The following is a 15145-nucleotide window of genomic DNA, read 5'->3' as shown; positions in this document are numbered from 1 at the left end:
TTAAAGAGCGGTGGGTTGATTCTTTCGTCTCAACCGAGGCGCGCATTCTACAGCGCCTGGTGTTGCTGTCAAGTGGTTATTTTCAGAAGTTTTCCAAGTTTCCTTATCAACTTCAACCACTTGCGCTTCCGATCTCTCGTTAGCGGGAGGCGAATTCTACAGCGTTAGTCGCTGCTGTCAACACCTCTTTTTCACCGCTTTCGACCGAGAAGATCGAACCGTCGACAGGGCCAAACAACATCGCCCTATCCACTACTTCCGGACTTCGATGAACTGAAGCCCTACCCCTTCGAAACCTACTTAACTCGTTGAAACTCAAGGAGTTTTCCGTTTCGACTGCGCCAGAAGTGGGGCGAATTATAGACGCCTGGAATTTGCCGTCAACACCTAATTTCACAATTCTGTCACATCAACCAAACAGCCCTGCAAACGCGGAGGCCGGCGCCCAAGGGCGCCGGCCTCTTCCATGACTTGTTACAGGCTGGGGAACGCGAACTGCGAAGCCTCATGGCTGGCACGCTGCGGCCAGCGCTGGGTGATCGCCTTACGCCGGGTATAGAAACGCACACCGTCCGGACCATAGGCATGCAGGTCGCCGAACAACGAACGCTTCCAGCCGCCAAAGCTGTGATACGCAACAGGCACCGGCAATGGGACGTTGACGCCCACCATGCCGACTTCGATCTCATCGCAGAACAACCGCGCCGCCTCGCCATCACGGGTGAAGATACAGGTGCCGTTGCCATACTCGTGATCGTTGATCAGCTGCATCGCCTCTTCCAGGCTGTTGACCCGGACGATGCACAGCACCGGCCCGAAGATCTCTTCCTTATAGATGCGCATCTCAGGCGTCACGCGATCGAACAGGCAGCCACCGAGGAAGAAGCCCCCCTCATGCCCAACCACACTCAAGCCACGTCCATCGACGACCAGCGAAGCACCCGCCGATACACCGTCTTCTATATAGCCACTGACCTTGTCGCGATGCTGACCGGTCACCAGCGGTCCCATGTCCAGCCCACAGGAGGTGCCTGCGCCGATCTTCAGGGCCTTGATCTGCGGGACCAACTTGGCCACCAGTGCATCCGCCACCTGGTCACCGACACACACTGCCACGGAAATGGCCATGCAACGTTCACCACACGAACCGTAGGCCGCGCCCATCAAGGCGCTGACGGCGTTATCCAGGTCGGCATCCGGCATCAGCACCGCGTGGTTCTTGGCTCCGCCCAGCGCCTGGACGCGCTTGCCGCGGCGGGTGCCTTCGGCATAGATGTATTCGGCAATCGGTGTCGAGCCGACAAAACTCAGCGCTTTCACTTCCGGCGCTTCGATCAACGCATCCACGGCAGTCTTGTCGCCGTGCACCACGCTCAACACGCCCTTGGGCAACCCGGCCTCCAGCAGCAACTGAGCGATCAGCAAGGTCGAACTCGGGTCGCGCTCGGACGGTTTGAGAATGAAGCAGTTACCGCAAACGATCGCCAGCGGATACATCCACAGCGGCACCATCGCTGGGAAGTTGAACGGCGTGATGCCTGCGACTACACCCAGAGGCTGGAAGTCTGACCAGGCGTCGATGTTCGGTCCTACGTTACGGCTGTATTCGCCTTTCAGAATTTCCGGCGCTGCGCAGGCGAACTCGACGTTTTCAATGCCGCGCTTGAGCTCACCGGCCGCGTCCTCCAGGGTCTTGCCATGTTCTTCGCTGATCAACTGGGCGATACGTGATTCGTTCTGCTCCAGCAATTGCTTGAAACGAAACATCACCTGCGCGCGCTTGGCCGGCGGTGTGTTGCGCCACGCAGGGAATGCCGCCTTCGCGGCGTCGATGGCCCGTTGGATGGTCGCGCGATCAGCCAATGGCAGCTTATGAATCGCCTGACCGGTGGACGGGTTGAACACGTCGGCGGTGCGAACGCTGTCGCTCAGCAGTTCGCCATTGATCAAGTGCGGGATGAGGCTCATGGGGGACTCCAGAATTTATCCACAGGCGCCCGTCACCGGACGCCCGTTGTTGAAAGCTATAGGCAGGGGTGCGTCAGTCGAGCTTGTTCAGCACTTCGCCGACCGCGTCGAACAGACGATCCAGGTCCTGCGGCTTGCTATTGAAGGTTGGCCCGAACTGCAAGGTGTCGCCGCCGAACCGCACATAGAACCCGGCTTTCCACAGCGCCATGCCCGCCTCGAAGGGACGCACGATGGCATCGCCATCGCGAGGCGCAATCTGGATCGCCCCGGCCAGGCCATAGTTGCGGATGTCGATGACGTTCTTCGCGCCTTTGAGCCCATGCAAGGCGTTTTCGAAATGCGGGGCGACCTCGGCCACGCTCTGCACCAGGTTTTCCTTCTGCAACAGATCCAATGCCGCCAAACCTGCCGCACACGCCACCGGGTGCGCCGAGTAGGTGTAGCCATGGGGGAATTCCACCGCGTACTCGGGCGTTGGCTGGTTCATGAAGGTCTGATAGATCTCGGAGCTGGCAATCACCGCGCCCATGGGGATCGCGCCATTGGTGACTTGCTTGGCAATGCACATCAGGTCCGGCGTCACGCCAAAGCTGTCGGCACCGAACATTGAGCCGGTGCGGCCGAAACCGGTGATCACTTCGTCGAACACCAGCAGGATGCTGTGCTGGTCGCAAATCTCGCGCAGGCGCTTGAGGTAACCTTCTGGCGGCACCAACACACCGGCCGAACCGGCCATCGGTTCAACGAATACCGCGGCGATGTTGGAGGCGTCGTGCAACTCGATCAGCTTCAACAGCTCATCGGCCAGGGCGACGCCGCCCTCCTTGGGCATGCCACGGGAATAGGCGTTGCTGGCCAGCAGCGTGTGCGGCAGGTGATCGACGTCCATCATCGCCTGGCCGAACAGCTTGCGGTTGCCGCTGACACCGCCGAGGCTGGTGCCGGCGATGTTCACGCCGTGATAGCCACGGGCACGGCCGATCATCTTGGTCTTGGTCGCCTGCCCCTTGAGTCGCCAGTAGGCGCGGACCATTTTTACCGCCGTATCGGCGCATTCCGAACCGGAGTCGGTAAAGAACACATGGTTGAGATTGCCCGGCGTCAGGCTGGTGATTTTTTCCGCCAGCTGGAATGACAGTGGATGGCCGTACTGGAACCCCGGCGAGTAATCGAGGGTGCCCAACTGTCTGGCAACCGCCTCCTGAATTTCCTTGCGGGTGTGGCCGGCGCCGCAGGTCCACAGGCCCGACAACGAGTCATAGACTTTGCGGCCCTTGTCGTCCACTAGCCAACTGCCTTCGGCGGCCACGATCAGGCGTGGATCGCGCTGAAAATTGCGGTTGGCGGTGTAGGGCATCCAGTGAGCATCAAGCTTGAGCTGACTGGCCAGGGAACCGGCAGCGTGTTCGGGCATGTTCATCGACAAAACCTCGCGGGACAAAGGCGACAGGGGTCAAAAGGCGTTCTTGCAGCTAAGTTGCCACGGCGATAAAGTCGGTGAAATCCAACTTTTCTAACCTTCAGTCAGCGGATTACTAAACTATGAGCGTTCGCCGTCCCGATCCGCTGGCCCAGGTCAGCGACTTCGACATCCGCTTGCTGCGCATTTTCCGCAGCGTGGTGGAGTGTGGTGGTTTCTCCGCCGCCGAAACGGTGCTCGGCATCGGCCGCTCGGCCATCAGCCAGCAGATGAGCGACCTCGAACAACGCCTTGGCCTGCGCCTGTGCCAGCGTGGGCGCGCCGGGTTTTCCCTGACGGAGGAAGGGCGCGAGGTGTATCAATCGGCGTTGCAGCTATTAAGTGCATTGGAAAGCTTCCGCACCGAGGTCAACGGCCTGCACCAACATTTGCGCGGTGAGCTGATCATCGGCCTGACCGACAACCTGGTCACCCTGCCCCACATGCGCATCACCCATGCCTTGGCCCAACTGAAGGAACGTGGGCCCGACGTGCAGATCCAGATCCGCATGATTGCCCCCAATGAAGTCGAGCAAGGCGTCCTCGACGGGCGCCTGCACGTCGGCGTGGTCCCCCAGGCCAGCGCCCTGTCCGGGCTGGAATATCAACCGCTCTATAGCGAGCGCTCGTTGCTCTACTGCGCGGTGGGCCATCCGTTGTTCTATGTGGACGACAAGCAGCTCGACGACAGCCGCCTCAACAGCCAGGACGCTATCGCGCCGACCTTCCGCTTGCCGGCCGAGATCCAGGCCCATTACCAGGCGCTCAATTGCACCGCCAGTGCGTCGGACCGCGAAGGCATGGCGTTCCTGATTCTCACCGGACGCTACATCGGTTACTTGCCTGATCACTATGCCAGCCTCTGGGTCCAGCAGGGGCGGTTGCGAGCGCTGAAGCCGACGACGCGCTTCTATGACCTGAGCCTGGCGTCAGTCACGCGCAAGGGGCGGCGGCCTCATCTGGTGCTGGAGAGTTTTCTCGAGAGTCTGGCGGCGACTCGCTGACACCTTTGCCCGTTGTGAGCCTCACCCGATCATCGTCGAACAGCTTTATATGAAGGTGGCACTTGTCGGATTGCTGCCGGTGCGTTATCAACGCATTTGCTTGCCCACAGATCAGCCCGGTAACGCCCATGACCTTTGAAGTCCCCGCCCACAGTGGCAAGCCCACCAGTCGCATTCGTCAAAAGAACGAAGAGACCATTCTCAAGGCCGCCGAAGACGAATTCGCCCGCCATGGATTCAAAGGCACCAGCATGAATGCCATTGCCTTGAAGGCCGGGCTGCCCAAGGCGAACCTGCATTATTACTTCACCAATAAGCTCGGCTTGTATGTGGCGGTGCTGAGCAACATCATCGAGTTGTGGGACAGCACCTTCAATACCCTCACCGCCGAAGACGATCCGGCCGAAGCCTTGACCCGCTACATCCGCGCCAAGATGGAGTTCTCCCGTCGCCAGCCCCAGGCCTCGCGGTTGTTTGCCATGGAAGTGATCAGCGGTGGCGAATGCCTGACCGAATATTTCAACCAGGATTATCGCGCCTGGTTCAGCGGCCGTGCTGCCGTGTTCCAGGCCTGGATCGACGCCGGCAAGATGGACCCGCTCGACCCGGTACACCTGATTTTCCTGCTGTGGGGCAGTACCCAGCATTACGCCGACTTCGCCACCCAGATCTGTCGCGTGACCGGGCGCAGCAAGTTGACCAAGCAGGACATGAGCGACGCCGGCGACAACTTGATTCGCATCATTCTCAAGGGCTGCGGCCTGACACCAGCCCTTTAAGACGCCCATGCCTTTTACCCTTGCCGGGTTTTGCGAATACCGCGAAGACATTCGCAAGAGCCGCTTCATCACCTTCGCTGCACCCATCGCCAGCCCCGCCGAGGCCCAGGCCTTTATCGAACAGCACAGCGACCTGAACGCCACCCACAATTGCTGGGCCTGGAAGCTCGGCGATCAGTATCGCAGCAACGACGACGGCGAGCCGGGCGGCACGGCCGGGCGTCCGATCCTGGCCGCGATCGAAGCGCAGGCCTGCGATCAGGTCGTGGTGCTGGTGATTCGCTGGTACGGCGGGATTCAATTGGGTACAGGTGGACTGGCCCGGGCTTATGGTGGCGGCGCAAACAAATGCCTGCAAAACGCCCAGAAGATTGAATTGATCAGCCGTGTGGCGTTGCGCTGCACCTGTGGGTTCGCAGAACTGCCCCTGGTGAAACTGCGGGTGGCCGAGTGTGGCGGGCTGGTGAATGAAGAAACCTTTACCGCCAATGGCGTGGCGTTACATTTGGCCGTCGGTGAGGCGCACATCCAGGTATTGCAACAGCAACTGGCCGACCTGAGCCGGGGGCGGATTCTCCTGGAGCGTTGAACGCAAAGCGCTGCGCAATCGCTCAACTTGCCCACAGCCACTGTGCACCCGACTGTGGATAACCTGAGCACATCCCTCTGTAACCCTTCTGTCACGCGGGTTTCAGAGGGTTGCTCATTTTTCGTCCAATGCCTCGTCTGTTCAACTAATCCGTCAACAAAACAGATGCTTGCAGCGGTTTATCACCTTTAGAAGAAAGCGATCCAGTACTTATGCCCGCGTGTCTCGCTTGCGCACAATTACTGTGGAGCAAGCTGTGGATAACCCGTTCATGGGTCCTGCTGCATCAGGAATGGCATGGGCCCCAGGCACTTGTTCATTTTTTAACCAATTGCCACGAATGGGCAGGACTTGCAGCACACCCCATGCCCCTTCGAAGAACAGGAACACCCACAACAGCGCACTGGCCCCTTGCAGCAGGGCATAAAGCTGCCAGGTCGCAAACAGAAATCGTCCCGCCGCGTCATACCGTCCATATATTGGCTGCGGGTCGCGAATCCGCACCACCGCCCACACGCAGACAATCGAGCCCAGCAGGTTCGCCATCAACACATGCATCGGCGCAAACACCGGCAGTTCGCCAGGCAGGTCAAGCGCCTGAGTGATACTCAGCAACACGTCATGCACCGCGGCAAAGGTCCACGGCGTCGCGAAGGCGGCCGTCACGATCAGGTCATACCAGGCGCTGGCACGTACCAAGCGGCGATATTGCGTTGGACTCCACATCAACATTGCTCCAGATAATCGAGGAGCAAACAGGCTAAAGCCTGGGGTATGCTCCAAGGTCAAGCCAATCCGGAGACCCTCATGCGCATCGGTGAATTAGCCCAGGCCTGCGCCGTCAGTCGCGATACGTTGCGTTTCTACGAGCAGCGCGGCCTGATCGCGGCGGGGCGCAGCGCCAATGGCTATCGCGACTACCCCGCTGACATGGTGCAACTGGTGCTCTATATCAAGACGGCCCAGCGCCTGGGCTTTACCCTGGGCGAAATCGGCAACAGCGTAGCCGCCTTGTGGCATGCACCGGATCCGGATCGCGCCGTGACGCAACTGCTGCAAGACAAGCTGAACCTGATCGAAACCCGCATGACCGAACTCGACGCGTTGCGTCACGAGCTGAAACAACGGCTCGGGCAACGTTGTCCATTAAATCCGTGACCTCTTTCTTTCAAGGATGCCCTCATGAATTCGGCAAAAAACGCATTGATCATCGGCGCCTCCCGGGGTTTGGGCCTGGGTCTGGTGAAAACGCTGCTCAGTGATGGCTGGAACGTGACCGCCACCGTGCGTAACCCGCAGAACGCCGAGGCGCTGAAGGCGCTGGGCCCGGTGCGAATCGAAAAACTCGACATGGACGACCAGCAAGCCGTCATCGCCCTCAGCCAGCAGCTCAAGGGCGAAACCTTCGACCTGCTGTTCGTCAACGCCGGCGTCAAAGGACCGGACAACCAGAGCCCGGGCGGCGCGACGCTGGCCGAGGTCGGCCAGTTGTTCTTCACCAATGCCGTGGCGCCGATCAACCTGGCGCAGCGCTTCGTCGGCCAGATCCGCGATGGCAGCGGCGTGCTGGCATTCATGAGTTCGGTACTGGGCAGCGTAGCCATGCCCGACGCGCCGGAACTGGCGCTGTACAAGGCCAGCAAGGCGGCGCTCAACTCCATGACCAACAGTTTCGTCAGCCAACTGGGCGAGCAGACATTGACGGTATTGTCGCTGCACCCGGGCTGGGTGAAGACCGACATGGGCGGTGAAGGGGCGGACATCGATGTGCAGACCAGCACCCGAGGGTTGATCGACCAGGTCAACGCCTTCGCCGGCAAGGGCGGGCATCACTTCGTCAACTACAAGGGCGAGACGATTCCCTGGTAACCCCCACTATTCCCTTGTGGGAGCGAGCCTGCTCGCGAGGCGGTTGTTCATCCAGCATTGATGTCGACTGACACACCGCTATCGCGAGCAGGCTCGCTCCCACATTGGGGCTTGGTTATGTTCTGGAAATGTGCCGCACAACCTGAGTAAACTCCGCACCTCGCCCCATCCAACGGGCGACCCTGGATCAGCAGACAGGGCATCACTGAGCTGGCTTACCTGAACCCACTTTCAGAGGAGCCGGCCATCATGCCTGCGACCCGTACCTGGTTAAAAAATCCCCTCGCCCTTTTCACTGCCAACGACCTCGACGCCCGTGGCGGTCTCGTCCTGCAGGACGGCGTGATCGTCGAACTGCTGGGCCTCGGCCAGACGCCCGCCCAACCCTGTGACACGGTCTTCGACGCTCGCGAACATGTGATCCTGCCCGGGCTGATCAACACGCATCACCATTTCTACCAGACGCTGACACGAGCCTGGGCGCCGGTGGTGAACCAGCCACTGTTCCCCTGGCTGACGACCCTCTACCCGGTGTGGGCGCGACTGACGCCGGAAAAACTCGCCCTGGCGAGCAAGGTGGCGCTGGCCGAGTTGCTGCTGTCGGGTTGTACTACCGCCGCCGACCATCACTATCTGTTCCCCGAAGGCCTGGAAAATGCCATCGACGTGCAGGTGCAGGTTGTGCGAGAACTGGGCATGCGCGCCATGCTGACGCGCGGCTCCATGAGCCTGGGCGAGGCCGACGGGGGTCTTCCGCCGCAACAGACCGTGCAGCAGGGCCAGGTCATTCTCGACGACAGCCAGCGGTTGATTGCCGACTACCATGAGCGCGGTGACGGCGCGCAGATCCAGATTGCCCTGGCGCCCTGCTCGCCGTTTTCGGTCACGCCCGAGATCATGCGCGCCAGCGCCGACCTGGCAGAAAAACTCGACGTGCGCCTGCACACGCATCTGGCCGAGACCCTCGACGAGGAAGCGTTCTGCCTGCAACGCTTCGGCCTGCGCACGGTGGATTACCTGGACAGCGTTGGCTGGCTCGGCCCGCGCACCTGGCTGGCCCACGGCATTCATTTCAACCCGGATGAAATCGCCCGGCTCGGCGCCGCCGGAACCGGCGTCTGCCATTGCCCGAGTTCCAACATGCGCTTGGCCTCAGGCATTTGCCCAACCCTGGAACTGACTGCCGCCGGCGCGCCTTTGGGCCTGGGCGTAGACGGTTCGGCCTCCAACGACGCCTCGAACATGATGCTCGAAACCCGCCAGGCGCTGTACATCCAGCGGCTGCGTTATGGCGCGCCGGCAATCACGCCGGAGCGCGTATTCGGTTGGGCAACCCGTGGCTCGGCGCAGTTGCTTGGACGCAGTGACATCGGCGAACTGGCCGTGGGCAAGCAGGCGGACCTGGCGCTGTTCAAACTCGATGAACTGCGCTTCTCTGGCAGCCACGATCCGGTCTCGGCCCTGCTGCTATGCGGTGCGGACCGGGCGGATCGGGTGATGATCGGTGGGCAGTGGCGGGTGATCGATGGCCAGGTCGAGGGGTTGGACTTGAAGGGACTGATTGCCGATCACGGCCAGGCGGCGCGGGAGTTGATCGCCGGAAGCTGACCTTTCCAATAACCCTGTGGGAGCGAGCCTGCTCGCGAAGGCAATCGTTCAGCCGACATAGTGTTGAATGTCAGTCCGCTATCGCGAGCAGGCTCGCTCCCACATTTTGATCCGTACGCTTCAGAGGCCCAGCAACGACAACATGATAAACGTCGCAAACAACACAAAATGGGTCATGCCTTCGATGGCATTGGTTTCGCCATCGTTGAGGTTGATTGCACTGACGATCAGGGTTATGAAAATCATCACCGTCTGTACGGGGGTCATGGCCATCTGGAAGGGCTGGCCGGTGTAGAGGGCCATGGCTTCCATCACGGGCACGGTGAGGATCACCGTGGACAGCGAAGCACCCAGCGCGATATTCACCACTGACTGCATGCGATTGGCGAGTGCGGCGCGCAGGGCGGTGAGGATCTCCGGCGCGGCAGAGATGGCGGCCACCAGGATCGCCGTGACCACCGGCGGCGCCCCCGAGCCTTCCAACCCCAGGTCGATGGCCTTGGACATGACTTCGGCCAGTGCACCGATCACCACCACGCCAAACACCAACGCGCCGATGGAAAACGTCAGGCTGATGGGTTTCGGTTCGTCCTCCACCGGCTCTTTCTTGCGGCGTTTTTCCGGGTAGCTGTAGCTGAAGAAGTAGCTGTGGGGCCCGACTTGCATACGCAGGAACAGGGTGTACAACACCAACATCGCGCCGATGGTAAAGGCCGAATAGGTTTTCCAGCTCCCCTGGGGAATGAATTCCGGCACCACCATCGATACGCCCATGGCCGTGAGGATCATCACGCTGTAGCTGCGCGCCGAATCGTCGTTGTAGACCTGCTCGCCGTGCTTGATCCCGCCCATCAGCGCGGCGAGCCCGAGGATGCCGTTGATGTCGAGCATCACTGCCGAGTAGATCGTGTCCCGCACCAGGGTCGGTGATGCTTCGTTGCTCATCATGATCGCCAGGATCACCACTTCCACCAGTACCGCCGACAACGTCAGGATCATCGTGCCGTAAGGGTCACCGACCTTTTCTGCCAGCAGCTCGGCGTGATGGGCCACCCGCATGGACGCAGCGACGATGAAACCGATCAGCGCCAACCCGCCGAGCAACGCGACCATTTGCCCGCTGCCCAACAGCCAGTGCTCCAGCGGATAGGCGACAAACGCGGCGAGCAGCGCCAGCAGCAGTAGTTTTTCTTGCTTGATCAACGTGAGCATTGCGGGTCTATCACCATACGGGGGTCATGAGCTACTAGACTGTGGCGGGCCGTGAACGTTTCCTCCGGTTGTGACAGGCGCCAATGCTCCAGGTCCCGTCGCGGGCACGCCTTGCCCGACAGTGGATCAGCCGGTCAGGTTTTACCAGACATTGCCGCCGGCCCCTGTAGAATGCCCGCCATTGATTCGCTGATGAGAAAAAGACTATGTACGACTGGCTGAATGCCCTGCCCAAGGCTGAATTGCACCTGCACCTGGAAGGCTCGCTGGAGCCTGAGTTGCTGTTCGCCCTGGCCGAGCGCAACAAGATCGCCCTGCCGTGGAACGACGTGGACACCTTGCGCAAAGCCTACGCCTTCAACAACCTGCAGGAGTTTCTCGACCTGTATTACCAGGGCGCCGATGTGCTGCGCACCTCTCAGGATTTCTACGACCTGACCTGGGCCTACCTGCTGCGCTGCAAGGCGCAGAACGTGATCCACACCGAACCGTTCTTCGATCCGCAGACCCACACCGACCGCGGCATCCCGTTCGAAGTGGTGCTCAACGGCATCGCGGCGGCGCTCAAGGACGGTGAGCAGCAGCTGGGTATCAGCAGCGGCCTGATCCTGAGTTTCCTGCGCCACCTGAGCGAAGAGCAGGCCGAAAAAACCCTCGACCAGGCACTGCCGTTCCGCGATGCCTTCGTCGCCGTCGGCCTGGACAGTTCGGAAATGGGCCATCCACCGAGCAAGTTCCAGCGGGTCTTCGACCGGGCGCGCAACGAAGGCTTCCTGACCGTCGCTCATGCCGGTGAAGAAGGCCCGCCCGAATACATCTGGGAAGCCCTGGACCTGCTGAAGATCCAGCGCATCGACCATGGCGTGCGAGCGATCGAAGATGAGCGGCTGATGCAGCGGATCATCGACGAGCAGATTCCGCTGACGGTGTGCCCGTTGTCCAACACCAAGCTGTGCGTGTTCGACGACATGTCCCAGCACAACATCCTCGACATGCTCGAGCGCGGTGTGAAGGTGACAGTGAACTCCGATGACCCGGCGTACTTCGGCGGTTACGTCACCGAAAACTTCCACGCCCTGCACACCCACCTGGGCATGACCCAGGACCAGGCCAAGCGCCTGGCGCAGAACAGCCTGGATGCGCGGTTGGTCAAGCCTTAAGCCTTGCGACTACTCCCTGTGGGAGCGAGCCTGCTCGCGATGGCGTCGTGTCAGTAAGATAATTGCCTGCTGACACACCGCCATCGCGAGCAGGCTCGCTCCCACAAGGGGAGGGTGTCTACCCCAGCGAACTTTCGCTCAACTCCTCCAGCGTCTTGCCCCGGGTTTCCATCCCGAACAGCCAGACCACCCCCGCCGCCACGGCAAAGCACAGCGCGCCCAGGGCGAACACGCCGCCTTGTCCAGTGATGGGAAACACCAGTCCGGTCACCAGCGGCCCGAGCAGCGAACCGATGCGGCCGATCGCCGAGGCAAAGCCCGAGCCGGTGGCTCGTGCCGAGGTGGGGTACAGCTCCGGGGTATAGGTGTAGAGCACCGCCCACATGCCGAACAGGAAAAACTGCATCAGCAGCCCCGTGCCGATCAGCAAACCGACGTTGCCGCCGAACACCGCACTCTGACCGTAGAGAAACGCCATCGCCCCGCCGCCCAGCAGCGTGATGACGCACACCGGTTTACGGCCCCAACGTTCCACCAGCCACGCCGCCATCAGGAAGCCGGGAATCCCGCCCAGGGAAATCAGCACGGTGTAGTACACCGACTGGGTCACGGCGAACCCCGACTGCTGCAACAACGCGCTGAGCCAGGACGTCAGGCCATAGAAACCGAGCAAGGCAAAGAACCAGACGCTCCAGATCATCATCGTGCGCTGGCGATACAGCGGCGACCAGATCTGTGCCAGGGCCGAAAAGAAAGTGCCCGGCGCGCTCACCTGTCGCGGCAGTCGAATCGGTTCAGGCAGCTGCGCACGCCCAAGCGAGGCCCGGACCTTGTCCTCGATGCGGCGCAACACCGCGTCCGCTTCGTCACCCCGGCCGGCCTGTTCCAGCCAGCGCGGCGATTCGGGAATAAAGAAGCGAATCGCCAGGACAAACACCGCCGGGATCGCCAGCACCAGAAAGATGTCGCGCCAGCCGACTACCGGCAGCAGGAAATACGACAGCACGCCCGCCGCCACGAAGCCCAGCGGCCAGAAACCGTCCATCAGCGCAATGTAGCGTCCCCGGCGCTTGGCCGGGATCAATTCCGAAAGCATCGATTGGGCAATCGGAAACTCCATGCCCATGCCAATGCCCAGCAAGATGCGAAACAGCGTCAGTGTCTGGATGTCCTGGGCCGTGGAACACAGGTAACTGGCGACGCCCCACAATACGATGCTCCACTGGAACACCGGCTTGCGTCCGAAGCGGTCGGCCAGCATGCCCGACAACGAAGCCCCCACGACCATCCCGAAGAAACTCGAACTGGCGAGCAGACCGGCCTGGGCCGTGCTCAGGCCGAACTCGGTTTTGATCGAGCCCAGCAGGAACGTCATCATCGCCAGGTCCATGGAGTCGAAGAAAAACGCCAGGGCAATGATGATGAAAATGACCCGGTGATAACCACTGATGGGTAATCGCTCCAGGCGTTCCGCCGCGCTGTAACCGTGGTTGTCCATGCTGTCTCTCCCAATCCGATGATTCCCGGACCGAGTGTGCGCGAACCCTGTCGGTGATCCATGCTGGATGCGACCTGCCGGCAGCCCTGAGCGACCCGAAGCCCTCTAGAGCGCCATTTCCAGGCTCTCCTCCTTGGCGAACCGCTGGATTTCCTGTTGGCCGAGCGCGGTCACCTGCAAGGCGCGCGAGTCGCTGGACAGGCTCAGCCAACCGCACTGCATGAACAGCTGCAGCAAGGCCGCCCCCAGCGCGCCACCCAAGTGCGGACGACGCTCGCTCCAATCCGGGCAGGCGCAGGCAATGTGGGCATTGCGGTGGGCCAGTGCCTGGATGAACAGGCCACGCCCGGCCAACTGGTTAGCGCCCTTGAGGGTGACGATCACCCGCTGGTCGCACTGCTCGACCCATTCGGCGTCCAGCAGCCGTTGGTACAGATCAGCAGCCAGGGTTCCACCCAGATGATCGTCGCACAGCCTGGCGCGCATCACCGAGACCGGGACCGACGGCGCTTTGGTCAGCTTGACCCCGCGTTTCAAGACCTCCGGTATCTGCCGCGGCGTGCTCGCCAGGGTCGCACTGGCCAGTGCCTCGACGGCCGCGCCGATCTCGGGGGCTGCCAGGCGGAAAAACCGTTTACGGCCGCGAACCTCGACTTTCAACAAGCCGCCGGCGCACAGGCGCCCCAGATGAGCATTGGCCGAGGACGGCGTCAGTCCGGCAAGCAGCGCCAGTTCTTCGCCCTGCCGGGCCGTGCCGTCCATCAAGGCCCACATCATTGCGCTGCGCTTGGGGTCGGCCAGCAGCGTGGCGATCTGGCTGATGCAAGGTGCATGTTCCATGTATTCACTCCCTGTTGAATCGTTCGTCTACTGCTCTGGCGTCTATTGACCCGCCATCGGACCACCGAAAACGGCCCGATACGGCGCCGACTCAGGCGGCCGCTAGTATAAGCGGGGCGAACGAGCTTTCCTGCCCTCCGCAAACCTCTGGAGGCGATTGTACCTGCGGGAAAAGTCTCTATTTACCCGCGACTAATGACCAACCCCTGTCGAGAGCGGAAATTGAGCCGTCAACTGACTGCAACGGGCCCGGAGCATGTCCCGCAGAAGGTTGATGGGTTTGCTCAACTGTGCTCGATGAGCGCACAACAGGTTGAGCGGTGCCCGTTCGCATTGCAGGTGCGGCAAAAGGATCTTCAAGCGCCCGGCCAGCACGTCGGTGGACACATCCAGCCACGACTTATAGGCAATCCCGGCGCCAGCCACGGCCCAGCGGCGTACCACGTCGGCGTCGTCGCTGAAGCGGTCGCCGCTGACTGTAAGGCTTACGTCCCGCTTACCGTCATGAAAGCACCAGCGGTCATGTACCCGGGTGCCGAGCATGTACAGCAGGCAGTTGTGCTGAGCCAGTTGTTCCAACTGCTGGGGTTCACCCTGGCGAGCCAGATAGTCTGGCGAGGCACACAGCACTCGACGGTTATCCGGAGCGACAGGCAGCGCCACCAGGCTCGAATCTTCCGGTTCGCCGTAGCGCAACGCGATGTCCACCGGTTGCTTGAACAAGTCGGCTATACGATCACCCAGCAGCAGCCGCACAGTCAGCCCGGGATATTCGCGCTGGAAGGCATCCAGCCAGGGCAGCAGCAGGTTGCGTCCCAGGTCCGACGGTGCGGACAACTGCAGCACCCCGCTGACCCGGTCCTGGCCGCTGGTCAATAATCGCCGCCCTTCATCCAGGCTGCTCAACGCGGCCCGGGCATACTCGAGAAAACCTTCGCCCTCGGCTGTCAGGCGCAAGCTGCGGGTGGAGCGGGCCAACAGCCGCGCGCCCAGGTGTTGCTCGATCCGCTTCAACGCGGCACTGGCCACCGCCGCCGACAGGTCCATGACCCTCGCTGCCGCAGAGAGACTGCCCAGGTCCGCCGCGCGGACAAACAGCTGCAAGTCATCGAATCGAAGCATGACGGCCCCATTATCAAAAAATCATTGAAAGAGC

The 15145-nt window shown here is 61.4% G+C and carries 14 protein-coding genes; 7 read left to right on the top strand and 7 right to left on the bottom strand.

What is annotated here, in order from left to right; all coding sequences use genetic code 11:
- Nucleotides 1–474: 474 nt before the first annotated feature.
- Entirely contained in the window at nucleotides 475–1968 is a 1494-nt protein-coding gene (locus J7E36_RS03795) for a CoA-acylating methylmalonate-semialdehyde dehydrogenase (protein WP_215000035.1), read from the bottom strand.
- Between the two features lie 73 nt (nucleotides 1969–2041).
- The gene (locus J7E36_RS03790; protein WP_215000033.1) at nucleotides 2042–3391 is read right to left on the bottom strand and encodes an aspartate aminotransferase family protein; all 1350 of its coding nucleotides are present in this window, start codon (nucleotides 3389–3391) and stop codon (nucleotides 2042–2044) included.
- Nucleotides 3392–3513: 122 nt separating this feature from the next.
- On the opposite strand from J7E36_RS03790, the gene J7E36_RS03785 reads away from it, so the two are divergent.
- The 3 genes from J7E36_RS03785 to J7E36_RS03775 all read left to right on the top strand — a co-directional run bounded on the left by J7E36_RS03785 (nucleotide 3514) and on the right by J7E36_RS03775 (nucleotide 5802).
- Entirely contained in the window at nucleotides 3514–4434 is a 921-nt protein-coding gene (locus J7E36_RS03785; RefSeq protein ID WP_215000031.1) for a LysR family transcriptional regulator, read from the top strand.
- Nucleotides 4435–4562: 128 nt separating this feature from the next.
- Nucleotides 4563–5213, top strand: a complete 651-nt coding sequence (locus tag J7E36_RS03780; RefSeq protein ID WP_215000029.1) for a TetR/AcrR family transcriptional regulator — start codon at nucleotides 4563–4565, stop codon at nucleotides 5211–5213.
- 7 nt (nucleotides 5214–5220) lie between these two features.
- Nucleotides 5221–5802, top strand: coding sequence for an IMPACT family protein (locus J7E36_RS03775; protein WP_215000027.1), 582 nt, complete (start codon nucleotides 5221–5223; stop codon nucleotides 5800–5802).
- Nucleotides 5803–6012: 210 nt separating this feature from the next.
- On the opposite strand, the gene J7E36_RS03770 is transcribed toward J7E36_RS03775, so the two are convergent.
- Complete coding sequence (locus J7E36_RS03770; RefSeq protein ID WP_231286406.1) at nucleotides 6013–6528, bottom strand: hypothetical protein; 516 nt, start codon at nucleotides 6526–6528, stop codon at nucleotides 6013–6015.
- Between the two features lie 81 nt (nucleotides 6529–6609).
- On the opposite strand from J7E36_RS03770, the gene J7E36_RS03765 reads away from it, so the two are divergent.
- The 3 genes from J7E36_RS03765 to J7E36_RS03755 all read left to right on the top strand — a co-directional run bounded on the left by J7E36_RS03765 (nucleotide 6610) and on the right by J7E36_RS03755 (nucleotide 9279).
- Nucleotides 6610–6960, top strand: coding sequence for a MerR family transcriptional regulator (locus J7E36_RS03765; RefSeq protein ID WP_215000025.1), 351 nt, complete (start codon nucleotides 6610–6612; stop codon nucleotides 6958–6960).
- A gap of 24 nt (nucleotides 6961–6984) precedes the next feature.
- Nucleotides 6985–7671, top strand: coding sequence for an SDR family oxidoreductase (locus J7E36_RS03760; RefSeq protein WP_215000023.1), 687 nt, complete (start codon nucleotides 6985–6987; stop codon nucleotides 7669–7671).
- A gap of 249 nt (nucleotides 7672–7920) precedes the next feature.
- Nucleotides 7921–9279, top strand: coding sequence for an 8-oxoguanine deaminase (locus J7E36_RS03755; RefSeq protein ID WP_215000021.1), 1359 nt, complete (start codon nucleotides 7921–7923; stop codon nucleotides 9277–9279).
- A 120-nt stretch (nucleotides 9280–9399) separates the two neighbouring features.
- Here J7E36_RS03755 and J7E36_RS03750 read toward each other — a convergent pair whose 3' ends face one another.
- A complete protein-coding gene (locus J7E36_RS03750) occupies nucleotides 9400–10491 on the bottom strand; it encodes a calcium:proton antiporter (RefSeq protein ID WP_215000019.1) in 1092 nt (363 codons plus the stop codon).
- Between the two features lie 206 nt (nucleotides 10492–10697).
- Between J7E36_RS03750 and J7E36_RS03745 the strand changes: the two genes are divergently transcribed.
- Entirely contained in the window at nucleotides 10698–11651 is a 954-nt protein-coding gene (locus J7E36_RS03745; RefSeq protein WP_215000017.1) for an adenosine deaminase, read from the top strand.
- A 118-nt stretch (nucleotides 11652–11769) separates the two neighbouring features.
- Here J7E36_RS03745 and J7E36_RS03740 read toward each other — a convergent pair whose 3' ends face one another.
- The 3 genes from J7E36_RS03740 to J7E36_RS03730 all read right to left on the bottom strand — a co-directional run bounded on the left by J7E36_RS03740 (nucleotide 11770) and on the right by J7E36_RS03730 (nucleotide 15111).
- Nucleotides 11770–13149, bottom strand: coding sequence for an MFS transporter (locus J7E36_RS03740; protein WP_215000015.1), 1380 nt, complete (start codon nucleotides 13147–13149; stop codon nucleotides 11770–11772).
- Between the two features lie 105 nt (nucleotides 13150–13254).
- Nucleotides 13255–13989, bottom strand: coding sequence for an ArsR/SmtB family transcription factor (locus J7E36_RS03735; protein WP_215000014.1), 735 nt, complete (start codon nucleotides 13987–13989; stop codon nucleotides 13255–13257).
- A 192-nt stretch (nucleotides 13990–14181) separates the two neighbouring features.
- Nucleotides 14182–15111 (bottom strand): LysR family transcriptional regulator, encoded by a 930-nt coding sequence (locus tag J7E36_RS03730; protein ID WP_215000012.1) that lies wholly within the window; start codon nucleotides 15109–15111, stop codon nucleotides 14182–14184.
- Between the last annotated feature and the right edge of the window lie 34 nt (nucleotides 15112–15145).

The sequence above is a fragment of the Pseudomonas fluorescens genome (assembly GCF_018614775.1).
GTDB lineage: Bacteria > Pseudomonadota > Gammaproteobacteria > Pseudomonadales > Pseudomonadaceae > Aquipseudomonas > Aquipseudomonas fluorescens_BY.
This window is presented reverse-complemented; position numbering and strand designations above follow the sequence as displayed.